The sequence below is a fragment of the Bradyrhizobium sp. LHD-71 genome (genome assembly GCF_031157255.1).
Taxonomy (GTDB): Bacteria; Pseudomonadota; Alphaproteobacteria; order Rhizobiales; family Xanthobacteraceae; genus P52-10.
In genome coordinates, this window is record NZ_JAVIFX010000010.1 from 28,237 (window position 1) to 51,680 (window position 23,444).

At 63.8% G+C, this 23,444-nt stretch carries 23 protein-coding genes; 16 read left to right on the top strand and 7 right to left on the bottom strand.

Going from position 1 to position 23,444, the window contains the following annotated elements; genetic code table 11:
• Positions 1–71: 71 nt before the first annotated feature.
• Entirely contained in the window at positions 72–302 is a 231-nt protein-coding gene (locus RCO31_RS12620; protein ID WP_308968730.1) for a hypothetical protein, read from the bottom strand.
• Positions 303–385: 83 nt separating this feature from the next.
• Between RCO31_RS12620 and RCO31_RS12625 the strand changes: the two genes are divergently transcribed.
• Genes RCO31_RS12625 through RCO31_RS12635 form a run of 3 tightly spaced genes read left to right on the top strand, consistent with a single transcriptional unit; the run spans position 386 to position 3,292 of the window.
• A complete protein-coding gene (locus RCO31_RS12625; RefSeq protein ID WP_374991469.1) occupies positions 386–2,230 on the top strand; it encodes a PAS domain-containing sensor histidine kinase in 1,845 nt (614 codons plus the stop codon).
• A complete protein-coding gene (locus RCO31_RS12630; protein WP_308968731.1) occupies positions 2,223–2,915 on the top strand; it encodes a peptidoglycan-binding domain-containing protein in 693 nt (230 codons plus the stop codon). Before RCO31_RS12625 ends, RCO31_RS12630 begins: the two co-directional genes overlap by 8 nt.
• Positions 2,916–2,947: 32 nt before the next feature.
• Complete coding sequence (locus tag RCO31_RS12635) at positions 2,948–3,292, top strand: DUF1491 family protein (protein ID WP_308968732.1); 345 nt, start codon at positions 2,948–2,950, stop codon at positions 3,290–3,292.
• A 10-nt stretch (positions 3,293–3,302) separates the two neighbouring features.
• Here the strand turns inward: RCO31_RS12635 and RCO31_RS12640 are convergent, their stop codons facing one another.
• The gene (locus tag RCO31_RS12640) at positions 3,303–4,262 is read right to left on the bottom strand and encodes a DUF2336 domain-containing protein (protein ID WP_374991472.1); all 960 of its coding nucleotides are present in this window, start codon (positions 4,260–4,262) and stop codon (positions 3,303–3,305) included.
• A gap of 360 nt (positions 4,263–4,622) precedes the next feature.
• On the opposite strand from RCO31_RS12640, the gene RCO31_RS12645 reads away from it, so the two are divergent.
• Entirely contained in the window at positions 4,623–5,393 is a 771-nt protein-coding gene (locus tag RCO31_RS12645; RefSeq protein ID WP_308968734.1) for a hypothetical protein, read from the top strand.
• An 11-nt stretch (positions 5,394–5,404) separates the two neighbouring features.
• Here RCO31_RS12645 and RCO31_RS12650 read toward each other — a convergent pair whose 3' ends face one another.
• Genes RCO31_RS12650 through RCO31_RS12660 form a run of 3 tightly spaced genes read right to left on the bottom strand, consistent with a single transcriptional unit; the run spans position 5,405 to position 8,788 of the window.
• Positions 5,405–5,965, bottom strand: a complete 561-nt coding sequence (locus tag RCO31_RS12650; protein ID WP_308968735.1) for a DUF1254 domain-containing protein — start codon at positions 5,963–5,965, stop codon at positions 5,405–5,407.
• Positions 5,962–6,540: a DUF1214 domain-containing protein gene (locus tag RCO31_RS12655; protein ID WP_308968736.1), complete on the bottom strand. Its 579-nt coding sequence runs from the start codon at positions 6,538–6,540 to the stop codon at positions 5,962–5,964. The genes RCO31_RS12650 and RCO31_RS12655 overlap by 4 nt, the downstream gene beginning before the upstream one ends.
• A gap of 7 nt (positions 6,541–6,547) precedes the next feature.
• Positions 6,548–8,788 (bottom strand): PBP1A family penicillin-binding protein, encoded by a 2,241-nt coding sequence (locus RCO31_RS12660; RefSeq protein ID WP_308968737.1) that lies wholly within the window; start codon positions 8,786–8,788, stop codon positions 6,548–6,550.
• Positions 8,789–9,136: 348 nt separating this feature from the next.
• Here RCO31_RS12660 and RCO31_RS12665 point away from each other — a divergent pair, with 348 nt between their 5' ends.
• The 3 genes from RCO31_RS12665 (at position 9,137) to RCO31_RS12675 (ending at position 11,681) form a co-directional block, all read left to right on the top strand.
• Positions 9,137–9,616: a YcgN family cysteine cluster protein gene (locus RCO31_RS12665; RefSeq protein ID WP_308968738.1), complete on the top strand. Its 480-nt coding sequence runs from the start codon at positions 9,137–9,139 to the stop codon at positions 9,614–9,616.
• A gap of 97 nt (positions 9,617–9,713) precedes the next feature.
• On the top strand, positions 9,714–11,243 hold the full coding sequence (locus RCO31_RS12670) for an MDR family MFS transporter (RefSeq protein WP_308968739.1): 1,530 nt from the start codon (positions 9,714–9,716) through the stop codon (positions 11,241–11,243).
• 282 nt (positions 11,244–11,525) lie between these two features.
• Positions 11,526–11,681 carry a hypothetical protein gene (locus tag RCO31_RS12675; protein ID WP_308968740.1) on the top strand — a complete coding sequence of 52 codons (156 nt, stop codon included), beginning with the start codon at positions 11,526–11,528 and terminating at the stop codon, positions 11,679–11,681.
• 123 nt (positions 11,682–11,804) lie between these two features.
• On the opposite strand, the gene RCO31_RS12680 is transcribed toward RCO31_RS12675, so the two are convergent.
• Both RCO31_RS12680 and RCO31_RS12685 read right to left on the bottom strand, forming a co-directional pair.
• Entirely contained in the window at positions 11,805–11,969 is a 165-nt protein-coding gene (locus tag RCO31_RS12680; RefSeq protein ID WP_308968741.1) for a hypothetical protein, read from the bottom strand.
• A gap of 118 nt (positions 11,970–12,087) precedes the next feature.
• On the bottom strand, positions 12,088–12,864 hold the full coding sequence (locus RCO31_RS12685) for a trypsin-like serine protease (RefSeq protein WP_308968742.1): 777 nt from the start codon (positions 12,862–12,864) through the stop codon (positions 12,088–12,090).
• Between the two features lie 181 nt (positions 12,865–13,045).
• On the opposite strand from RCO31_RS12685, the gene RCO31_RS12690 reads away from it, so the two are divergent.
• From RCO31_RS12690 to RCO31_RS12730, 9 genes are all read left to right on the top strand, one after another.
• Entirely contained in the window at positions 13,046–13,717 is a 672-nt protein-coding gene (locus tag RCO31_RS12690) for a response regulator transcription factor (protein WP_308968743.1), read from the top strand.
• 137 nt (positions 13,718–13,854) lie between these two features.
• Complete coding sequence (locus tag RCO31_RS12695) at positions 13,855–15,255, top strand: sensor histidine kinase (protein ID WP_308968745.1); 1,401 nt, start codon at positions 13,855–13,857, stop codon at positions 15,253–15,255.
• Between the two features lie 98 nt (positions 15,256–15,353).
• Positions 15,354–15,839 carry an RT0821/Lpp0805 family surface protein gene (locus RCO31_RS12700; protein ID WP_308968746.1) on the top strand — a complete coding sequence of 162 codons (486 nt, stop codon included), beginning with the start codon at positions 15,354–15,356 and terminating at the stop codon, positions 15,837–15,839.
• Positions 15,840–15,915: 76 nt separating this feature from the next.
• Positions 15,916–17,328: a hypothetical protein gene (locus RCO31_RS12705; protein WP_308968747.1), complete on the top strand. Its 1,413-nt coding sequence runs from the start codon at positions 15,916–15,918 to the stop codon at positions 17,326–17,328.
• Between the two features lie 126 nt (positions 17,329–17,454).
• Positions 17,455–18,552 carry a c-type cytochrome biogenesis protein CcmI gene (ccmI, locus tag RCO31_RS12710; RefSeq protein WP_308968748.1) on the top strand — a complete coding sequence of 366 codons (1,098 nt, stop codon included), beginning with the start codon at positions 17,455–17,457 and terminating at the stop codon, positions 18,550–18,552.
• A 6-nt stretch (positions 18,553–18,558) separates the two neighbouring features.
• Positions 18,559–19,044 carry a cytochrome c maturation protein CcmE gene (gene ccmE / locus RCO31_RS12715; protein ID WP_308968749.1) on the top strand — a complete coding sequence of 162 codons (486 nt, stop codon included), beginning with the start codon at positions 18,559–18,561 and terminating at the stop codon, positions 19,042–19,044.
• The gene (locus RCO31_RS12720) at positions 19,041–21,023 is read left to right on the top strand and encodes a heme lyase CcmF/NrfE family subunit (protein WP_308968750.1); all 1,983 of its coding nucleotides are present in this window, start codon (positions 19,041–19,043) and stop codon (positions 21,021–21,023) included. Before ccmE ends, RCO31_RS12720 begins: the two co-directional genes overlap by 4 nt.
• Positions 21,024–21,025: 2 nt before the next feature.
• The gene (locus RCO31_RS12725; RefSeq protein WP_308968751.1) at positions 21,026–21,574 is read left to right on the top strand and encodes a cytochrome c-type biogenesis protein CcmH; all 549 of its coding nucleotides are present in this window, start codon (positions 21,026–21,028) and stop codon (positions 21,572–21,574) included.
• A 90-nt stretch (positions 21,575–21,664) separates the two neighbouring features.
• Complete coding sequence (locus tag RCO31_RS12730; protein ID WP_308968752.1) at positions 21,665–23,230, top strand: Do family serine endopeptidase; 1,566 nt, start codon at positions 21,665–21,667, stop codon at positions 23,228–23,230.
• Positions 23,231–23,444 lie beyond the last annotated feature (214 nt).

The window sequence follows — 23,444 nt, forward strand, 5'->3', positions numbered from 1 at the left end:
CGACACAATCCCTGTTGCGATTTTTCGCAATCTGTAGTGAGCAATAGCGACCAGCCGTGAAGTCCGGGTTTTCATGGCCCGTGCAAACTGCGCAAAATTTGACTGATTTTCTTTGACGTAAATTTTCGATTGACGCGCTTGTCGTTCAAAATCCAGCGCTTTTCGGGCACGTCATTCATTCGTGTGGAGAATTTCGAAACCATAATCGCCCGGCCTTCGGCAACGCTGCGTTCACCATGTGGGGAGAATGGCTCGCTAAAATGTCCGGGAATTCCCGCTCTCGCTGGGTTTGCCGCCTTCAAGCCCGTGCGCCTTAGTGTTCGCTTAAGTTCGCTCTGAGACGATCCGCGCAACAGAAAAAGGGGGCGTGCCGGCCGATCCTCTCATGGATCCAGACTGCCCGGACGCAGGGATCGATTTGACGTTTTTCGTGAGCATACGCCGCTTTCTCGATGCATTGGTGCATCCGTCTGCGCGCTACGATGCAATGGCTACCGCACGCCATCGCGTGTTCATCGGGACGCGACTGTTCGGCAGCTTTGCGCTGCTCGCGAGTTTTCCGATCTATGTCGTGCTGCGCGGCGCGCCGGGCATTGTCGAAGTCGCGTGCTTCGCTTGGCTGATCGCGCCGATCCTGATCGCCTATTATTTGTCGCGAACCGGTTGCTACGAACGGGCCCATGCGCTGTCGTCGATCTGCGTTGCCGGTCTCGTGACCTTGGTCGCCATCAACACCGGCGGGATGTCGTCATTCGCCGCTGTCTGGCTGGTTGCCATTCCGATCGAGGCCGCGCTGTCGACGTCGCGCAAGGTCGTGACTTTTTCGGCAATCGTCTCGCTCGTTTGCGCCGCGCTATTGGTCGGTCTCGATGCGTTCGGCTGGCTGCCGCCGTCGCAGATTCCGCAACGCCTGAGCCCGACTTTCGAGGCGCTCGGGACGGCATCGGTTGTGCTCTATTGTGCGACGCTGGCGTTCGTGGCCGAGATGCTCGTGGCCACCAGCCGCAGCCTGCTCAACGCCGAAGAAAAGCGGTACCGCCTCCTTGCACGCAACATGGGGGATGTGATCACACGTCATCGGCGCAATGGCGCGATAGAGTTCATCTCACCTGCGGCGCAAAGCCTGTTCGGCGCCCCGCTGAATGAATTGATGGCACACGGCCTGTTCGATCGTGTGCATGTGGCGGATCGACCGGCTTATCTGACGGCACTTGCGGACGTTGCGCGTGGCGCGAGCGAACGCGATGTCGAGTTCCGGGTGAAATGCGGGACCGACGGTGACGCACGAAATCCGTCGCCGGCCAACCGGTTCATCTGGATAGAAATGCGTTGCCGGCCGCTGGAGCAGACCGCGCGTGGAACTGACGCTCAGGTCGTCGCGGTCATGCGCGATATCACAGAGCGCAAGGCACAGGAGCAGGCGCTCGAGGATGCACACAACGAGGCTGAAAAAGCACATGCCGCCAAGAGTCAGTTCCTGGCGACCATGAGCCATGAACTCCGCACGCCGCTGAACGCCATCATCGGCTTCTCGGAAATGATCGTGCGGGAGAAAGAACTCGCTCTCGATACCGAGCGTCGCCACGAATACGCGAAACTGATCAATGATTCGGGCCAGCATCTGCTGTCGGTCGTCAACGGCATTCTCGACATGTCGAAGATGGAAAGCGGAGGGTTCGAGATTTCAGCCGAGCCCTTCGTTCCCCGGGAGGCCATCGTCAGCTGCTGCAACCTGATGGCGCTGAAGGCGCGGGAAAGCGGCATCGACCTCGTCGTCGACCTGCCGGAAGATCTGCCGGACATGATCGGCGACCAGCGTGCCCTGCGTCAGATCCTGCTAAATCTCTTGTCGAACTCGATCAAGTTTACCGAGCGGGGCGGTGCCGTCACCGTCTCGGCCTCGGTCGAAGGCGTCAACCTTGTGCTCGCGGTGAGCGATACGGGCGTTGGTATCAGCGCAGATGATCTGCAGCGGGTAGGTGACCCTTTCTTCCAGGCCGAGAAGACTTACCGCCGCCGTCACGAAGGCACCGGCCTCGGTCTGTCGATTGTCAAATCACTTGTTTCGCTGCATGAGGGCGAAATGAGCGTGCGAAGCAAGCTCGATGTCGGAACCACGATCACCGTGATGCTGCCGCTCGATCTGGAACGCAACAAGCGGTCTATCGTCACCACGCTCACGCCCCGCCAGAAGGACAAGGTCGAACAGAAGGTGAAGCGAAGTGCCTAAATCCATCGCCATGAACGATCAGCCACGGCGCCGGAAGGCGGCGGCCGCGCAGAAGGAGCGCGGCCTTGTCATGCAGATCATGCTTCATTCGCCGAAGGACACACTTGCCGGTGCAATCGCGCTTGCGACGGTGCTGGCGATCACTGTCAACGCAGTATTCCTGCAGGCCGGCCGTCATCCGTCGCCGCTGTTTGGAACCATGGTTCCGGTCGCAGAGAATCTCTCGCCTCCACCGGTCGCACAAAAGGTCGAAGTGGTGCCGGCCGCTCCGGCGCAACAGGCGCCGTCGGCTGCGCCGCAGACGGCCGGCAGTCCGCTGCCACGGCCGCGTCCGGTTGAAGCGGAGGCCAGACCGAGCGATCCCTTGGGCAATCTTGTGCGCTCGACCAGCATGCAGTCCGCGCTCGCTGCGAGCAATTTGCGTCCGCCCGGCGCCATCCCGGCTGCAATCGCGCCAGGGAAGGGGGAGCCGCCGGCGAACTTGTCGTCACAGCGGGTGGCGGCCGTGCAACGCGCCCTGACCGACTATGGCTATGGTCAGATCAAGGCAACCGGAACGGTTGGTGCGGATACGCAAGCGGCAATCCAGAAGTTCGAGCGCGAGCGCAAATTACCGGTCACCGGACAGATATCGGAGCGTCTGGTGCGCGAGCTCAGTCTGGCGACCGGGCGCAGCTTCGAGTAGCAGCCCAAGCCAGCTTCGCATAACTTCACCGCATGAGGATCAAGTCCAACATCTGGGTGGCGGCGTATTTGCGACGCTGCCAGACGGAAAACATTTTTGGCGTCGTGCGGCGGCGCGGGGCTGAAGAAGCCGGCGCCATCTTCGTGAAGCTCGCTCTGCTCGACGGGAATGCGCTGCTTTTCACGCCGGCGCCGCAGACCGCCTATGACGAAGACCGGCCGGTCGACAGGGTTTTTTCGCAGGTAACGGCTGCGCCGGTGGCCGAGCAGGTCGTGGAAGATCGGCTTGCCAAGGAAATCCGTTTCGATTCCGACATCTGGATCGTCGAGATCGAGGACCGGGCCGGGCGACATCTGCTCGATCTGGCAAGGCCATAGAAGCAGTTGCTTACGCGCCCCGTGTCTGTCGTCCCGGCAAAGGCTTTGCGCTCCCGGCAGCGCCGGCAGGTTGGACGGCCGAAGGGGCCGCGCGCGCACGCCGCCGCTCGTCATCATGGAGCGTCGGCCGGTATTTCGCCCTCATGTGAGCCAGCATCGCGCCCCGCCATACGGACAGCATGATCAGCGCGGCATGCTCGCTGAGCGAATCGTAGAGTCGAGCAAGGCGAAACACGCTGATGACCGAGGCGCCCCATTCGGGCTTGAGGAACAGCAAGACGCGTTGGAACACGTCGCTGGGCATTGCCAACGCCTTGGCCGCGCAGGCAAGCGGCTCACCGCTCGCGTCCGCGACGATGCGCTCACCGCTCGAGGCCGGCAGCAGCAGGATGTCGGACAATTCGGCGGCAAACGCTGTTTGGTCGCGGGCAAACGCTGCACGCTCAAGCGCGGCGACAGCGCGCCCGGCGCGGCGTGGCTCGATTCGCGCAGCAGGCCTGAGCGGCGAACTCTCGAGGTTGCGAAGGATCTGGATCCGCTCAGCCGGTGTCGCACGCGTGAACATCTCGTCGATCGATGCAGCGTCGCTCGGCTGCATCGTCAGCTTCGTGTCATGACGCTCCACAGTCGTCCGGCCCTGCCGCGGATCGGTCTGCGCCACGGGTTCGGGGTTGGGCGCGTTCAGCGACGCAGGTGGCTCCGCCAGTCCGAGCAGTGCACGAACCTCGGCAGGCGCATCAGGATAGGCCGCAAGGCGTGCGCGAACGACCGCACGCGTTGCATCGTCGACCTGTCCGATCAGTCGTGATGCGAGCTCCACATAATGCTGCTGCTCCTCCGCCGAATGACCTGGCGTCTGGACATAGAGGTCCGTCAGTACGCGCAGCAGCGTCGGCCTGATGTCGACGCCCTCTCGCTTTGCGAGATTCATGAGCCCGTCGAAACTCGGGAATGGCGGCGGCTGTGACATGACGGTGTGACGCAACAGGAAGGCAACAACAGACTGCACGTTATCGCGATGGCCTTAAGAGCGCGTTAACCTTGCCGCGCTCTTAATGCGATCGCTGACGCTCCATCGGGCGCACGGGAGCGAGGAGAGAGCAATGGGGATGGTCGTGGAGTTTCCGGCGGACGCCTCTCAACGGCGGCCGGCTGCAATTGACATGTCGCGGCACGAAGGGATGGCGACGGTGGTTATCCTCCCGGTTATCCGGATCGAGCGTTACGACGACAATGCCTTCGGGGGAGGCGGCTCGGATCAGAGATCGCCGCCGCGACGGCGTCGCAGGCGTCGCGCGCGCTCTTAAGCCGACCAACGAAGCGCCGCCAAATGCCAGATATCCCGTCCGCCGATCGCGTTCGCGGTCGGCGACCGCCATTCGCGATCATTCTAATTGGGTTATCGGCCGCGGTGCTCGGCGGATGCGCCGGCGGCGACCTCGGGCGGACACGTGCGTCCGCGCTCAATGATGACATGCATCGCTGGATCGGCGCGGAAGCGGTCAACAGCATCGGCAGGCGCGCTTCTGAATTCCAGTTGACCGACAATGAGCGCCAACTGCGCGATCTCGCCTATCCCTTCATCGAGCCGCCGCATTCGCGCCCGGCATGGAAGAGCGTCTTCGGCGATTATGCGCCGATGCCGGCGCCGTGGCGTCAGGAGATCCGGTTCGATCGAACAGCCTACGGCCGCCGCCTCATCGATGAGCCCCATCGCTCGCACGCGTCGCGCTATGCCCAGCTCATGGAAGATGTTCGCGACGATCTCACACGGCTGGATCCGTTCTTCACCACAGCGGCGGTCGTCGCCGATCTCGATGGCAAGCGCAAAGCAAGCCTGACGCTCGTTTCCGGGCTTTCGGCGCCTGAGTACAGTGACGCCATCGCGCGCATGAAGGAGAACCGCCTGATCGTCGAATGGGTGCAGCAGTGCCTGCGCCAGCGGGTGGCGTCCTATCGCTGGGCCTTGGAGCGCCTCGTCATACATGCACCTGACGATATCGCCGCAGATGCGGATCGGCTCATTTCTCAACTCGCCGGCCGCAGCGCGCCAGCGGTTGCCTCACCTGCCGAAGGCAGTGTCGTGGTCAGCAAAGGCTGACGTTGTTGTTCTCAGCGTGGGGCGGGGTCGCTCTGGGGGCGGCAGGTCGCCGCCATCAGCGAGGCGCGAGCTTGCGCCATCAGATCAGGTTCTGCCGCCAACGCCTTGATTATAATCAGGCCTGTCGGCGTCGGCGATTCGATGATGAGCCTGTCGGCGGCGGTAACTTCGTCGTCTTCCGGCAATTCAGCCCGCTGATCCGGCGTCATGAGATCGAGCTCAATGATCCTGCGGCCCGCGGAGCGGTCGTTGATCGCGTAATAAGCAATCTCGTTGCGTGTGTAGAACGAGACCGATGTGTAGGCCTGGCTGACCGGCACTGAAAACTTGATCGGTCCCGGCGACAGGTCGTAGCGGCATACGGCCGTTGCGATAGCCGGATCCTGGAAAGGGAGCAGGGCATTGCGCGGCTCCGCGACGGGAAGCTGCGTCACCGCGTTGACGGTCGTGATCGGCTCAAGGCGCGAATAGGCATCCTTGGTCGCGACGCGTGGAAGTGCAAGAACGCTGACCAGGTGGATGATCCCGCCCAGCACGATGCCGCCCAGAATGGCAAACAGCCAGCGGATCATGGGCAACCCGTCGTGACGATCGCCGGCATCGGCGCGTCCTTCTGTGTGCGGGTGGAGACGCCGACCGGCGTGTCGTACAGCCGCATCACCAGGAGGTAGCGATCGAGCCCGCCGGTCGGCAGCCAGTTGCCGGCGCGCGAGCGCGGGGCGATGTGGATTTCAAATGCGCCGTCGGCGCCGCGTACGATCTCCTGGCTTGTGAATCCATAGCGTTGCAGCGAGTTGCTTACCAGGTGCCCCTGCGGGTCGTACAGCGTCAGGGTCCAGAAGCGTGCGGCCGGAGTGATACCGCTGATTGCCACGTCGCAACGACCATCGAGCGGCCGTCCCTTGTCGTCGCTACGGGCGATGAAGGCGACGCCGTCGCCGCTGCCGATCGGCAGTTCGCCGCTGCGGGCGACGGCGGCGCGTGCGTAAGGATCGATGTCCGAGGTGCCGGTTCGGGGCCAGGCGGTCCACGGACCTATACGTACCGCGCCGAAGCTCAAGCCCTGCGTCGAGGTAATCCAGGTCATACCGAGGCCAACGGCCGTCGCGATAACCAGAGCGATCAATGATATGAAGATCAGCCGCACGGCGTCTCTAGTTCTTGCGCGGCGCCGACGCGGTTGCGCTGCCCTGTGTCGCGGCTGCAAAGCTGTCCGCGGCTTGCGGCGGCACGCGCGGTGATGTCGTCTTGGTCGGCGGGACGTCGGCCACCCCCTTGGCCGCTTCGTCGAGCATTTTTTCAACTCGCACCAGGATGTCGGCGCCGCGTCGGGTCAGGACCGGCGGCGGTCCGGCCTGAGAGTCCGCACCAGACGGTGAGCCATTCGCTGCGGCAACCGCCGCAGGGGCGCGCTTGCCGAGCTTGACGCCTGGAATGTCCTTGACCTCGACGCCCTGATGCGCGGCGAGCATGACCGCGCGCCAGGTCATTGCCGGCAGCGAGCCACCCGTCATCCGATTGGTGGACGAGTAGTCATCGTTGCCGAACCACACGCCGGCTGTGAAATTGCCAGTGTAGCCCACGAACCAGGCGTCGCGGAAACCGTTGGTCGTGCCGGTCTTGCCGGCGGCCGGCACGCCGTCGATCTGGGCGCGGCGCGCGGTGCCTTCATAGACGACGTGGCTCATCATCTCGTTCATATCGGTGGCGACGTCGGCAGGGATGGCCTGCACCGGCTGCTTTCCGTCGCGATCGAAACGCCAGACCAGGTCGCCAGCAGGCGTCCGCACCTCGAGGGCTGCATGCGGCGCGACAGCGCGGCCACGATTGGGGAAGGTCGCGTAGGCGACGGTATGCTCGAGCACGTTCAGCTCCGCCGCACCGATCGGTAGTGATGGCGTGTCGGTCAGCGGGGCCTTGATGCCCATCTTGCGCGCGGTCTCGATGATCTTGGCGCGGCCGGCGCGCGGGCCGTCGCGGCCTCCCATGGCGATCGAGAGCTTAACTGGAATGACGTTGATCGAACGGGTGATGGCGGTCGTCAGTGTCATAGAGCCCGAATAGGAGCGTCCGTAGTTTTGCGGACACCAGTTGCCGATGCAGACTGGTCCGTCAACCACGATCGAAGTCGGCTTGAAGCCGTTCATCAGCGCGGTCGCATAAACATATGGCTTGAACGACGAACCCGGCTGACGCATGGCATCAACGGCGCGGTTGAACTGGCTGGTGCCGTAGTCGCGGCCGCCGACCATCGCGCGCACACCGCCGTCGAGATCGGCGAGCACGACTGAGGCCTGAGTGGCGTGATAGTCTCGCCCGAACTGGCGCAGCGTATTCTCGACAACGGCTTCGGCGGTGCGCTGGACATTCATGTCGATCGCCGTACGAACGACGAATACGCGCTCCGCATATGACCTCGGCAATGTGCTGACAAGCCGGCGCATCTCGTCGAAAGCCCAGTCGAGATAGTAGTTCGGCGAATTCTCGTCGCGGCGATCGACGGCGACGGCCGGGTTGCGCCGGGCGCCGAACACCTGACCCTCGGTCATGAATCCGGCCTCGACCAGGTTGTCGAGCACGGTGTTGGCACGGGCGCGCGCTGCGGGGAGGTTGATGTGCGGGGCATAGCGCGTCGGTGCCTTGAACAGACCGGCGAGCATCGCCGCCTCGGCGAGGTTCAAGTCACGCGCCGATTTGTTGAAATAGAAGTGCGAAGCGCCGTCGACGCCAAAGGTGCCGCCGCCAAGATAAGCGCGATCGAGATAAAGCTTCAGAATTTCATTCTTGGTCAGGCGCGATTCCAACCAGATGGCGAGAAACGCCTCCTTGACCTTGCGTTCGATGGTGCGCTCGTTCGACAGGAACAGATTTTTCGCCAGTTGCTGGCTGATCGACGAGCCCCCCTGGACCACGCCGCCAGCGCGGGCATTGGTCAACAGCGCTCGAAAAGTACCGCCGACATCGATGCCGAAATGCTCGTAGAAGCGCCGGTCTTCCGTCGACAGCGTCGCTTTGATCAGGTGATCGGGAAATTCTTCGAGCGGAATCGTGTCATTGTGCTTGATGCCGCGACTGCCGATTGGATTGCCGTAACGATCGAGAAATTGCACCGCCAGTTCGGACTTCTTCAGCCAGTCCTCGTCGGCAGTTTCGTGGAACGCGGGAATTGCGAGCGCAAGCATCGCGATCAGCCCGAGTAAACCGAGCGTTGCAGCCTCCGAAGCCGGTTCGATAAAGACCCAACGCTTCCAGCGGACGACGTGGAAACGGTCCATGAAGGTTGAAAAGCGTTCGTAGAGCTCCCGTGCACCAGCGGCCGACGAGAACAGCGTCGAATCGATCCGCGCGTCGAGATCCAGCAGGAAATGCCGGAGCCACGTCTTCGGATCCTTCATGTCGAATATGCCCACGAAAAACCTGATCCATCCTGCGAAGCGTCGCGCCGCAGACGTCCGGTGCGCCACTGCTCCACCGCCATCCCTTATGGCGGCGACCCGTGGCGCTTTGACGGCGCGATTCCGCAAGTAACCTCAAAGCATTCCGCAACTTTTAGCCGAGCGGCGCGAACAGGCCAATGGGGTGCAACGGATTAAGCCGGGAAAGGCTAACAATAGGACAAATGACGAGTTCCCGCTTGCTTGTGGGCGCCGTCTCTCCGATCTAGCAGGGATGGCAATTGACGGTTTGCGGATGCATCGGCGGAGAGCGCCGCACGCGGCAGGCCAGGTTCGACGGCGACACTGATGGCTGATTTGTTTTGGAAAACCAAGGCTTTGGAGGAGATGACGGCGGCCGAGTGGGAGAGCCTCTGCGACGGCTGTGGCCGCTGCTGTCTGGAAAAGCTGGAGGATGAGGACACCGGCAAGATCTATTTCACCCCGATCTCCTGCCGCCTGCTCGATGCGAATCGCTGCGCCTGCAAGGATTACTCAAATCGCCACCAGAAGGTGCCAGATTGCGTTCGCCTGACGCCAGGAAACGTCCGATCTCTGAACTGGCTGCCGCCGAGTTGCGGCTATCGCCTCGTCGCGGAGGGCAAGGACCTTTACTGGTGGCATCCGCTGATCTCCGGCGATCCGGAAACCGTGCACCAGGCCGGTGTTTCGGTACGTGGGCGGGTTGTCGGCAGCGAAAGCGATATCGATCAAGCGGATTGGGAAGATTACATTGTCAAATGGCCGGGGCAATTTCCAAAAAAGGCAAGGGGACGACCGCCCAAATAGCTATGGGCCACAGCATGCGGGGGCCTGACATGCACCGCCGCCGCTGCTGCCCGCTTGGCGGTCGACTAAGCTAAGCGGCACTCGCCTCGGACCCCCAATGAAGCCCATGGACAATCTTGCGCGACAAGGCCGCGACGCGGACCGCGGCGGAGCCGATGGCGCAGCGCGCGAAGGTGAGCGCTCCGCGCTGACGCCCGCCGACTTGCGTCCGCTGCTCGCAGGCCTGATGGTCGCGATGTTTCTGGCCGCGCTCGACCAGACGATCGTCGCGATCGCGCTGCCGACCATCGGTCGGCAGTTCAACGACATGGGTAATCTTTCGTGGATCGTCACAGCCTACCTGCTTTCGGGTACGGCGGTTGCCCCCGTGTTCGGCACGCTCAGCGACATTTTCGGTCGCCGCATCATGATCGTGATTGCGCTCAGCATATTCGTGGCTGCGTCGGTACTGTGCGCGCTCGCGCCCAACATGCTGACGCTCATTCTCGCCCGTTTTCTGCAAGGCATCGGCGGCGGCGGCATCATTCCCGTCGTGCAAACCATCATCGCGGATGCGATCAGCCCTAAGGAGCGCGGTGAATATCAGGCCTATTTCAGTGGCGTCTGGCTTGCGGCGGGTCTCAGCGGTCCGCTTCTCGGAGGTATCATCACAGAATATCTGCACTGGTCGGCGATATTCTGGATCAACCTGCCGCTGACCGCGCTCGCGCTCGCGGCCCTGCTGCCGCACATGCACCGCCTGCCGGTGAACCACCGCCGCCGCAAAGTCGATTGGCTCGGCGGGGCGCTGCTGATGACTTCGGCCATTGTCATCCTGCTGATTCTGACCTGGGGAGGCGTGCGCTACGCGTGGTCGTCACCGGTGATCGTCGCAATGGGAGTCGGCGCCCTCATGCTGCTGGGCGCGTTCGTCTGGTATGCGGAGCGCACGGCAGAACCGTTCCTGCCGCTTCGTCTGCTGGGCGGCAGCGTCGTTCCATTCGCCATTCTGGCCGGCGGGTTGACGGTCGGGTGCCTGCTTGGCCTGACGGTTTACCTGCCGATGTTCTACGAGGTCGTCTACAAGCTCTCGGCAAGCGAAGCAGGGCTCGCATTGCTGCCGCTGGTGGCGCTGTCCGTACCGGGATCGTGGGTCGCGGGTCGCGTCATGCTGCGGCGGCATCGCTATCTCTGGATCAGCATTGCCGGCGCTTCGCTGGCCGCGGTCTGCTTCGGCGCGCTTGCGCTTGCGGACCAGATGTCGCTCTGGCTCTTCCTGGTCGTCCTGTCGGTCGGCTCGCTCGGTGTCGGTCCGATGTTCTCAACGACGATGGCGACGATGCAGAATGCTGTGGCGCGCAGCCAGATCGGCACGGCGACCGGCGCGATGAATTATGCGAGGGCGCTGATGTCGTCGTTTGCCGTCGCAGGGTTCACCGCGATTCTGATGGCCGCGCTCAGCGCAGGTGGGGCAGGGCGTGAAAATCTCGATCTCGCGCGCGAACTGTCGGGCGCCGACGCCATGTCGGCATTTCGCTACATCTTCGCCACGGCCGGGTTGATGATGGCAGGCGCAGCGTTGTCGATGGCGCTGATGGAAGAGCGGCCGCTGGCCGGCCCTGAACGCGATCAGGCGGAGCCGGGCTGATAGGTCTCGAACTATCTAGTGTCCCGAATCCGAAGTTCGCCGTACTTTGCAGCGAGCTCAGAGCGAACTTCGGATTCGATCAGGACACTAGCAAGTTTATGATTCTAGTGTCGTTTATGGATCAGAAATTCGCACGATGGACTCGCGGCAACGATGGCGCGAATTTCTGATCCACGACACTAGGCTGGACCAGGAACCTCAGCTGCACATCCCGCGTTGCTCTGACGAACGCAAGTTCGCGCGAAGGTGAGAGTTCGCGCGGCTGAACGGATCGAGGACTCTATGGTCGAGAAGCGTGGCGAGCAGATTGTCGAAACCGCGCAGGAAGCGCGTCAGGCGGAACGCGGACCATCCGTGCGCAATGTACTCGTCGTGAGCACGATTGCAGTGATCATCGCGTTCGCGCTGATCTGGTTGCTGTTCTTCCGGAATTGGTAGCCGCGTCAGAAGAAGGCACTAGCACCAGCCCTTCTTCCAGTGTCCCGGAGGGCAGCCCATCCCGCGCCAGCCGATCTTGCGACCGCGGCTCCAGCCGAACGGCTTGAAACCGTGACCGCGGCCCTAGCCTCTGCCGCCGCCGCGGCCCCCGCGCTTGACTTCGATGATGTCGCCGGACACGGACTGACCAATCACCGCGCCGTGCTTTGCGACGGGAAACGCCGATGCCGGAACGATGACGAACGAGAGCGGCAGCGCGATGGCCGCGCCGAGGACGAGATTTCGCATATCCGTGCCCCTTCTTGACGTGTCGTTTTCCCGCCCGTGCAAACATAATGCGTCGACGAGCGGGCGCGGACTTTCCATCCCGTAATCTGAACGTCGAATGAAGAAGCTGCTTTCGCTGCTATAGCGCAGCGCCCCAGCCGCGAGCCGTCTGCAAAATCCAATCGCGATAGAGCGACAGCGGTGTGACGCCGGTCATGCCGCCGCAGCCAGCCGTGCCGTTCGGTCCCGTCGACCAGCTCATGACGCCGATCAGGATGGCGCGGCCCTGCTGATCCTCAAACACCGGGCCACCTGAATCGCCAGTGCACGCGCCGAGGCCCTCGCGCTTGCCGTCAGCGAGCGGATCGACCAGCCGGATCTGCAGATTGCCGGGTTTGCCGGTGGCGGCAAGACTGGCCGCGCGCACGACGCCGCCGCTTTTGCCGTCGCCCCGGAGTGTGACGCCGATGCCCGCAACGGTGAAGCGCCCGCCAACCGTGATCGGCACTCGCGGTGTGCCGATCGGCGGCGGCTGCCGCGCGGCGGCGAGGGGACTGGCCAGCCGCAATAGCGCGACATCGGCAGTCGCACGATGCGCCAGCATCGTTTGCAGATTAAACTGCGGGTGGGCTGCAATTTGCGCGATGTCGCGCAGCTGCGGCGTGCGCTGCGCATCGTATTCGACGATCTTGTAAGTTGCACCGCTCTGCACGCAATGGGCTGCCGTCAGCACGATGCTCGGCGCGATCATGGTGCCGGAGCAGAAATTGCCGCGCGAGCCGACGATCGTGACCACGTTGCGCCCAATGCCGTCGGCGCTGGGCACGCCGCCGCCGACGATTGCGTGCGCCGTCGTTGCCGGCGCAAGGCCAAGTCCAGCCGTCAGGACGATATTGCGGAAAATGCGCGTGATCATCGGCGGCCGACAAACCTCGCCGGGCGCCGCTTGTCAACCGATCGAGACGCCATGTCGCTGGCGAACATGGCAAAACCTCGGTAGTTTGTCCGTGCAGGACGGAGCAATGGACGTTCACCTGCCATTCACCTGCGTCCGGCTCAATTGACGTCGTTTGGGCGCGTCGAGCAGGGAGGTTTGCTTGCGGCTTCTTGTGGTCGAGGACGATCCGGATCTGAACCGGCAACTGACAACAGCATTGTCAGATGCGGGGTACGTGGTGGATCGCGCGTTTGACGGCGAGGAAGGACACTACCTCGGCGAAGGCGAGCCGTACGATGCGGTGATCCTCGATATCGGCCTTCCGAAGATGGACGGGCTATCGGTGCTCGAAGCCTGGCGGCGCGCCGGCAGGACGATGCCGGTGCTGATCCTCACGGCACGCGACCGCTGGAGCGACAAGGTGCAGGGGTTCGATGCCGGCGCCGACGACTATGTGGCGAAGCCGTTCCATGTTGAAGAGGTGCTTGCGCGGATTCGCGCGCTGGTGCGCCGCGCCGCCGGCCACGCCAAGAGCGAACTCACCTGTGGTTCGGTCCGGCTGGACACCCGGACCGGCCGCGTCAGTGTCGATGGCAATCCGGTCAAGCTGACGTCGCATGAATATCGGTTGCTCGCCTACCTGATGCACCATGCCGGCCGCGTGGTCTCTCGCACCGAACTGGTCGAGCACCTTTACGATCAGGACTTTGATCGAGATTCCAACACGATTGAGGTTTTCGTCGGCCGCATCCGCAAGAAGCTCGATGTCGACATCATTCAGACCGTGCGTGGGCTCGGCTACCTTCTGACGCCGCCGGTCGATGCCCGCTAAGACGTGTGGCTTAAGACGCCGCAAATGCTCCAGCGTTATGCCTGGAAGGCCGCAATCAGCCCGACCGGAGGCTGAGGTCTCCCGGCGCGTTGGATGCCGCTTTCGCGAGCATGACGCCGGAGATACAATCCAATCTCATGTCCTCACGCATCAGTTCACTTTCCGCGCGCCTGTTCGTCTCCGCGACGGTCCTGGTCGTGGTGATCCTGTTCGTCACCGGCATCGCGCTCTCGTCGCTGTATCAGCAGGCGGTCGAGCGTTCGTTCGACCGGCGGCTGAACCTCTACCTGCGGACCCTGATTGCCGAAGTGGCCCCGCCCGAGGACGACAAGGCGCAACCCGCGCTCGGCGAACCGCTGTTCGAGCTGCCGCTGTCGGGCTGGTACTGGCAGGTGGTGCGTGTGGATGAAGGCAGGCGCGGCGATCGTTCGAAGCCCGACGAGCGGGCGTCGCGATCGCTGTGGGACCAGAAGCTGCCCAGGCTCGAGGACCGGGGCGTTCCGCTTAATTCATCCGGCGTCCGGATCGGCTATGTGGCCGGACCGGAAGACCAGCAGCTGCGGGTGGTCGAGCGGCCCGTGGACTTCGGCTCCGACGGCCGGTTCATCGTCACTGTCGCCGGCGATGCGAGCGAAATCTTCGAAGAGACGCGCACATTCGATTTCTATCTCTCGGGCACTTTCGTGGCGCTGACCTTTGGACTGCTGCTGTCGACGCTGTTTCAGGTTCGCTTCGGCCTTGCTCCTTTAAAGCGCATCACCACGGGCCTGTCCGCCATCCGCTCCGGCAAGGCCGAACGGCTGGAAGGCGAGTTTCCGGACGAGATCGCGCCGCTGGCGCGCGAAACCAACGCGCTGCTCGATGCCAATCGCGAAATCGTCGAGCGTGCGCGCACGCATGTCGGTAACCTGGCGCATGCGGTGAAGACTCCGCTGTCGGTCATCGTCAACGAGGCGGCGACCTACGGCGGCGAGCCGTTCGCCGCAAAGGTGCTCGAACAGGCAAATATTATGCGCGATCAGGTGGCCCACCATCTCGAACGTGCCCGCATCGCCGCGCGTCTGACGGCGGTCACGACGCTCACCGACATTACTCCGGTGATCGACGGCCTGCATCGCACCATGGAGAAGATCCACCGCGATCGCGACGTGGAGATCGAGGTCAGAATTGCTGAGCCGCTGAAGTTCCGCGGCGAGCGGCAGGATCTCGAAGAGATGGTCGGCAATCTGGTGGATAACGCCTGCAAGTGGGCGCGATCGCACGTGCAGATCGAGGTGATGGCTCAACGCGCCGCACCTGGTGATCCGATGCCGATGGTGCGCATCATCGTCGACGATGACGGACGTGGCTTGACGCCTGACGAGCGCGCGAAGGTCGCTCAGCGGGGGCAGCGCCTTGACGAGACCAAACCGGGCTCGGGCCTCGGCCTGTCGATCGTCACGGATCTGGCGCGGCTGTACCGCGGCAATCTGAGTTTGGGTACAGCGCCGATCGGAGGTCTGCGGGCGGAGTTGTTGTTGCCGGCGGTAGCCGCATAAGATTTGAGGGCGGCCCGCCCAAGCTTCGCCCGAATTCTCCCGCCTTGGTGACGCGCGCGGTTTCTCTGGGCTGAAATCGCACCGGAGGGACTACGTTGATGTTGAAGTTCAAGGCTGGGCTTTTTGCGGTTGGTGCGTTGGCGCTCGGCGGATGCGCGAACGACCCGTATGGGCAAACCGGGCCGCGCGAGGGCGCCGGGACGGCGCTCGGCGCGCTGACGGGCGCTTTGGTCGGGTCGGCATTCGGCGGCGGCACGGGCGAGCGCGTTGGCGCGGCCGTGGCCGGTGCCGCGATCGGCGGGCTGATCGGCAACCGAATCGGCGCGTCGCTCGACGAAGAAGATCGACGCTACGCCTACGAAGCCGAGATGTCCGCGCTGGAGCAGGGGCAGGTCGGCGCTCCGGTCGGCTGGCGCAACCCGGGCTCCGGCCGCTACGGCAACATCGTTCCTGGGCCGGTCTACGTCGAGCGGGGTGCGCGCTGTCGCTCCTACACCCATACCGTCTATATCGGCGGCCGGCCTGAGGTCGTCCGTGGCACCGCCTGCCGCAACGGCGACGGCAGCTGGACGGCAGTCAGCTAATCCTCAACGGCATCTTAAGACGGGCCCGTTATGACGGCCGGTGGCATCTTCTCGCCATCGGATGAACTTGGCCGTCATGGAGCAACAGGCACAGCCGCAGCCTGCCAGGTCGCTACCGGTTGACCGGTTGCGCGACTATTTGCGGCAGCTCGCACCGGCCGCACGAACGCTTCTGATGCGTGAGTACGAGCGGGCGCTGGAGCGCGGCGACGACGTAGCAGTTGCGAGCTTCGTTCTCGGCGAGCTGCGCAGGATGAACCGCGTTGACGACGTCAACGACCGTTCACGCGCTGAAAGCGTCGCGCGACAGGTATTTGCCTGTCTCGATCCCTTTCTGACCGACGATGATGGGCCGCGTCCTGGTCAGGTCCGCCGCGCATCGCTGGAGCCGGCGTGGCTGTGGCTGAGCAAGACCGTCATTGTCGACGCGGCAGCAGCGCTTGAAAACAGCCTGTCGGCCAGCGTCGACACGGACCAGGCGATCCGCAAATTTCAGATCGCTGCAGCCGAGGCGATCGCTGTGGCAGCATCGCATGTAACCCGGGACCACGACCGCATCCGCGGTCTGGCGCGTGTCGGGTCGCCTTCGGCGGTGGAGGATCTCCCCGTCATCGGCGTCATCTTTGCCAATCGCGAAGCGCTCGACACCTTCCATGCGCGCCTGCCGAAGATCATTCGCACCTTCGCCGAGACCCAGATCGCGTCGGTGACGGGACATCTGACTCAGTTTCCTTCCCTGCAGAGACCGGATGTTCTGCCAATGGCGCTGTCGCTGCTGATGCAGCGGCTGATATCTCCCTGGCGGATCATCCGCCTTGCGATCAGCATTGTCGGGTCAGACGAAGAGGGCCGCATCGCCAGTTCGCCGTTCGGCATCGCCGTTTCGATGGCCCTGGAAGGGCTCGGCCGCCTTGTCGACGAACTTCGCATTGATATCAGGCGCGGCCAGTTCGGTCGAAGCGCACATCACCTGAAGACATTGCATGATGGACTGCGCGATCTGCGAACCGAGCTCGACACGCGCCCGGATTCTCAATGGGGGCGCCAGCTTTCGGCGATTCGTACAGATGTGTCGGATGCGCTGACGTCAGAGATCGAAAGCGTCCCCGGCCGCGTGCGCCGGCTGCTGCGCCAGCGTCCGGACAAGGACATCATCGCCGGTGCGAAGCTCGATCCGTCGGAGATCGATGAAACCTCCGCGCTGGTCGACTTCGTTGCGGCCTGCCGCAACTACGCGAGTGAGCTCGCGATCAACGAAGTGACGCTGAGGGCGCATTCCGACGTGCAGCATTACGTGGAGACGGCCACCGAGGCGCTGGTCGAGTCGCTGCGCACAGGCGACGGTCGTATCCGCGCCTTTCGCCAGGTCCAGACCGAGACTGCGATCCGGTTTTGCGAGTCGATCTTTGGCCACGAGTATGCGTCGCTGATGACGAAGGCCGCGGAAGTCGCGCTCAACGGAGAGCGCAAGACCCAGAAAACTGGTTGATTCCAAGCCTTTAGGGCCAGGAAATCTCCCAAAATCGTCAATTGCATGGGCCGGGCGGCCGTGGTGTAAACCTGCCGTTCGCTGCAGCCGAAAGGGCTACCTGAGGCAGCTTTGCCGGAATCTGACATGTCGCTGTGGTTCGTTCTTGCGCTGATGACCGCCGCCGCAGTTTTTGCGGTGCTGTGGCCGCTCGGCCGGTCGCCGCGGCTGCGCGGCGGCGATGAGGCGGCAATCTATAAGGATCAGCTCGCCGAGATCGCGCGAGACCAGTCAGCCGGGCTGATTTCTGCCGAGGATGCGGCGGCGGCCGAACTCGAGATCTCGCGGCGCCTTTTGTCGTCCGCAAAGGCCGACAGCGACGTGCCTGCGGCGTCTCATCTTTATGTCCGTCGCACGGTGGCCGTGCTGGCGCTCGTGGGTTTGCCGCTGCTGGCGGGCGCCCTGTACCTGCGGCAGGGCTCGCCCACGCTTGAGGATGTTCCGCTCGCTGCCCGTGCGACGGTTCCCCCTGCATCAGCATCGCTCGAAACGCTGGTGGCCCAGGTCGAGACGCATCTGGAGAAAAATCCGAAGGACGGCCGCGGGTGGGAGGTGCTGGCGCCGGTGCTGCTCAAGCTTGGACGCGCCGACGATGCGGTCCGGGCATGGCGCAATTCCCTTCAGTACAATGGCGAGACGGCTGCGCGACGTGCCGACCTTGGCGAAGCCATCGCAGCGGCCGCCGGTGGCGTCATCACTGCTGAGGCCAACACGGAATTCGAGCACGCACTGGCGCTGGATCCGAATGAGGTGAAGGCGCGACACTTCACGGCGGTCGCGGCCCAACAGGACGGCAGGTCCGAGCAGGCGCGCGCGATCTGGCGCGATATGTTGACGAAGGCGCCTGAAAATGCGCCGTGGCGGCCGCTGGTCGTGCGCGCGCTGGCGCAACTCGGCGGGGTCGCACCCGAGCTTCCCGGCGACGTCGCCGCCGCGTCGAAGGACATGACGCCGACACAGCGCGCGGAAATGATCGGCGGTATGGTCGAGCGGCTCGCCACGCGCTTGAAGCAGAATGGCGATGATGTCGAGGGGTGGCTGCGGCTGGTTCGCGCGTATCTTGTGCTTGGACAGACCGACAAGGCGAAACAGGCGATCGCCGACGCGCGGCAGGCGACCGGAAACAGTCCGGATCGTTTGCGCGCCCTGAATGATGCCTTGAAGGATCTGGGACTTGAAGGTTAGGCCGGCATGACGAGAAAGCAACGACGGCTCGTTCTCATCGGCAGTGCGCTGACGGTGCTGGCTATTGCGGCAGCGCTCGTTCTCAACGCTTTGCGCGACTCGATCGTATTCTTCTCGACGCCGAGCATGGCGGCGGAGAAAAGCATACCTCCAGGCCAGCGCTTCAGGCTCGGCGGGCTGGTGCAGGCCGGGTCGCTCGAACGGGGTAAGCAATTGCAGGTGAAGTTCGTCGTCACCGACGGCAATGCATCGCTGCCCGTTATGTTCACGGGAATCCTGCCTGACCTGTTTCGCGAGGGGCAGGGCGTGATCTCGGAAGGCGCGCTGGACGCGGCAGGCGTGTTCAAGGCCGATACCGTGCTTGCCAAGCATGACGAGACCTACATGCCGAAGGATGTCGCCGACGCGCTGAAGAAGCAGGGGCACTGGAAGGACGAGAGCGCACAGCAGCAGAACGCCGCAGGCGCCAAGGCCGCCACCTCCGTCCGATGATTGCCGAAGCAGGACATTACGCGCTCGCTCTCGCACTGGCGCTCGCGCTGGTGCAATCGATCGTGCCTGTGATCGGGGCGCGGCTCGGCGATCCAAGACTGATGGGCGTCGCCGCATCGACTTCCATCGGCCAATTCGCCTTCGTTCTGTTCGCCTTCGGCGTGCTGACGACCGCCTATGTCGTCTCGGACTTTTCCGTCGTCAACGTGTACGAGAATTCGCATTCGGCGAAGCCGCTGATCTACAAGATCACGGGTGTCTGGGGCAACCACGAAGGCTCGATGCTGCTGTGGGTCTTGATCCTGGCGCTGTTCAGCGCGCTGGTCGCGATCTTCGGCACGAACCTGCCGCTCGTGCTGCGCTCGCTGGTGCTCGCCGTGCAGGGATGGATCGCCAGTGCGTTCTATCTGTTCATTCTGTTTACATCGAATCCGTTTCTGCGCATCGCCGATCCGCCGATCGAGGGCCGGGACCTCAATCCGGTGCTGCAGGATATTGGTCTCGCAGTGCATCCGCCGCTGCTCTATCTCGGTTACGTCGGATTTTCGGTCTCGTTTTCCTTCGCGATCGCGGCGCTGATCGAAGGCCGGATCGGCGCGGCGTGGGCGCGCTGGGTGCGGCCCTGGACATTGCTCGCCTGGGTCTTTCTGACGCTTGGCATCGCCATGGGCTCGTACTGGGCCTACTACGAGCTCGGCTGGGGCGGATGGTGGTTCTGGGACCCCGTCGAGAACGCGTCGCTGATGCCCTGGCTCGCCGGCACAGCGCTGCTGCATTCGGCTGTGGTCATGGAGAAGCGGAACGCGCTGAAGGTCTGGACCATTTTGCTGGCCATCCTGACGTTCTCACTATCGCTGCTCGGCACGTTCCTTGTGCGCTCCGGCGTGCTCACATCGGTGCACACCTTTGCCAGCGACCCGACACGTGGCGTGTTCATCCTCGCAATCCTTTGCGTTTTCATTGGCGGCAGCCTGGCCCTCTATGCGTGGCGTGCGCCGTCGCTCACGCAGGGCGGATTATTCGCGCCGATCTCGCGCGAAGGCGCGCTCGTGCTCAACAACCTGCTGCTGACCACCGCCTGCGCCACCGTTTTCGTCGGAACGCTGTATCCGCTCGTGCTGGAAACGCTGACCTCGGAAAAGATTTCGGTCGGCGCGCCGTTCTTCAATCTCACTTTCGGCCCGTTGTTCGTGCCGCTGCTGCTCGCGGTTCCGTTCGGTCCGCTGCTGGCCTGGAAGCGCGGCGACCTGTTGGCGGCGGCGCAGCGGCTGATGTTTGCGGGTCTCTGTGCCCTGCTGGCATTGGCGCTCCTGATGGCATGGACCGGAGCGGGTGCGGTGCTGGCACCCTTGGCGATCGCTCTCGCCGTGTTCGTGATCGTCGGCGCAATGTCCGATCTCATCGAGAAGACCGGCGCATTGCGGCTTGCGCCGCAGATTTCGCTGCGGCGGGCTGCGGGCCTGCCGCGCTCGACCTGGGGTACGGCGTTCGCTCATGCCGGTCTCGGCGTGGCGTTGCTCGGGATCGTCTGCGAGACCACGTGGAACAGCGAGCGCATCGCTGCCATCAAGCCCGGCGACGTGGTCGCCGTCGCCGGCTACCAGGTCAAGCTCGAAAACGTTGTCCAGCGCCAGGGTCCGAACTACCGCGAACAGGTCGCGCGTTTTTCGATTCTGCGCGATGGCCAGCCGATCGCGACGTTGTCGCCATCAAAGCGGGCATTCTCCGCGCGCGGTTCGTCCACCACTGAAGCGGCGCTGCTGACACGTGGGCTCAGCCAGCTCTACATCTCGCTCGGCGACCAGAGTGCAGACGGCTCGATTTCCGTTCGGCTCTATTACAAGCCGCTGGTGGTGCTGATCTGGTTCGGCGCTGTCATGATGGCGTTCGGTGGTCTTCTGTCCCTGTCCGATCGCAGGTTGCGCGTTGGTGCGCCGAAGCCAGCGCGTCCTGCGCGATCACTACAGCCGGCGGAGTAAGCATGAGCTTTCGACGCGCTGTTCAGCATCTGCTCGTCGCTGCGCTCGTTGTCTGCGGCTCGCATGCGCTTGCGGTCCAGCCGGACGAGGTCATGCGCGATCCGGCGCAGGAGGCGAGGGCGCGCGCCCTGTCGCGCGAACTGCGCTGCATGGTTTGCCAGAACCAGTCGATCGACGACTCCGATGCGCCGCTTGCCCGCGATCTGCGTCTGTTGGTGCGCGAACGGATCGGTGCGGGCGACACCGACGCGCAGGTGATCGATTTTCTGGTCGCACGTTATGGCGCGTTCGTTCTGCTGAAACCTCGGTTTGAAGCGCAGACCCTCGTGTTGTGGCTGCTGCCGCCACTGGTCCTCGGTATCGGCGCGATCCTGCTGCTGGTTGGGGCCCGCCGCCGGCACGCGAAAGGCGATCGGACCGGTGAGGCCGCGCCGCTCAGTTCCGAAGAGCAGAAACAGCTCGAGGAACTCCTCGGGAACAAGGACCTTTCGGCATCGTCCGGTGCCGCACCAGACGGGCGCGCCGAGAGCGGCGCCATTACAAAAGTTTAATCTGCCCGAAACTGCACGGTAAGCCGCAAGCCCCCATGTTGAGCGCCACGGCGAATGGCGCCGACGAGATTCGAATTGGAGACGCTTGCGATGACTGGTGAAGTTGACCGCTCTTCCCCCCAGGCACACAAGACCCGCCCGCTGCTTGCCCTGCGCAAATTCGCGCTGATGGCATCCGTCGTCGGCGGCCTTGGCGCCGCCACGTATGGCCTTATGCCGGCATTCCAGCCCGGTGACCTTTTCTCGACACCTGCGCAGGCGCAGGTGGATCAAGCCGTTCGTCATGTTCAGCAGCCGGTCGGCTTTGCTGACATCGTCGAGCGCGTGAAGCCGTCGGTGATCTCGGTGCGAGTCAAGGCAGCCGAAAAGCCGGTGGCGGAAAACAGCGACGACTCGCCGTTCCCGCCGAACTCGCCGATGGAGCGCTTCTTCCGCCGCTTTGGCGGGCCTGACGGGTTCCCCGGATCGCGCGGTCCGCGCGGCCGTGGGCCGATCAGCGGGCAGGGGTCCGGCTTTTTCATTTCCGCTGACGGATATGCGGTGACCAACAATCACGTGGTCGACGGCGCCGAGAGCGTCGAAGTCGCGACCGACGACGGCAAGACTTATCCGGCCAAGGTGATCGGCACCGATCCGCGCACCGACCTGGCGCTGATCAAGGTGGAAGGCCGCACGGACTTTCCGTTTGCCAAGTTGTCCGAGACGCAGCCGCGGATCGGCGACTGGGTGCTGGCGGTCGGCAATCCGTTCGGCCTTGGCGGAACGGTGACGGCCGGCATCGTCTCGGCGCGTGGCCGCGACATCGGCAACGGCCCGTATGACGACTTCATCCAGATCGATGCGCCGGTGAACAAGGGTAACTCCGGCGGTCCGGCATTCGACACGCAGGGCGAGGTCGTTGGCGTCAACACGGCGATCTTCTCGCCGTCCGGCGGCAGCGTCGGCATTGCGTTCTCGATCCCGTCGTCCACTGTGAAGTCGGTGGTGGCCCAGCTCAAGGACAAGGGCACGGTCAGCCGTGGCTGGATCGGCATTCAGATTCAGCCGGTGACGGCCGACATCGCCGACAGCCTTGGCTTGAAGAAGGCCGAAGGCGCTCTGGTCGCCGAGCCTCAGGCGAACAGCCCGGCCACCAAGGCGGGTATCGTCTCGGGTGACATCATCACCGGGGTGAACGGCCAGCCGGTTCATGATGCGCGGGAGCTCTCCCGCACGATCGGCGGTATGGCGCCCGGCACCAACGTCAAGCTCGACCTCCTGCAGAAGGGGCAGGAGAAGAAGACGGTGGAGCTTACGCTCGGCGAGTTGCCGAACCAGCGCGAAGCGCGCGCGGCGGTTGAAAGCGACCGCGGCCGCCCGCAGCGCGGTGCCGAGCTCGGACGGCTTGGCATGACTGTTGCGCCTGCGAACAGCGTTGCGGGCGCCGGCAAGGAAGGCGTCGTCGTGACCGAGGTCGAACGCGGCAGCCCCGCGGCCGAGCGCGGTTTCAAGGAAGGCGATGTCATCCTTGAGGTCGGCGGCAAGTCCGTAAGCAGCGCCGGTGACGTGCGCGAGGCGATTGTGGCGGCGCGCGGCGACAAGAAAAACACGGTCCTCATCCGGATCCGGTCCGGCGAGCAGTCGCGGTTTGTCGCAGTCCCATTGGGCCGGGGCTGAGGCCTACCTATATGAGTTTGGGAATGGATCGTCGGCATAAGTCGCCCCCCGCTGACGGTTCATTCTCGGGGGCGGGCTCATCGCTCGTCCCCACGCTGTGCTTCCGGCGGAATAGAGCCCCCCTCTGTCGGAAGTTGCGTGACGGGCGGCGAAGCCCCCAATTCGCCGCCCGTTTCCTTTTCCTTTTCCAATCTGTTCCAACCTGCGCGGAGGC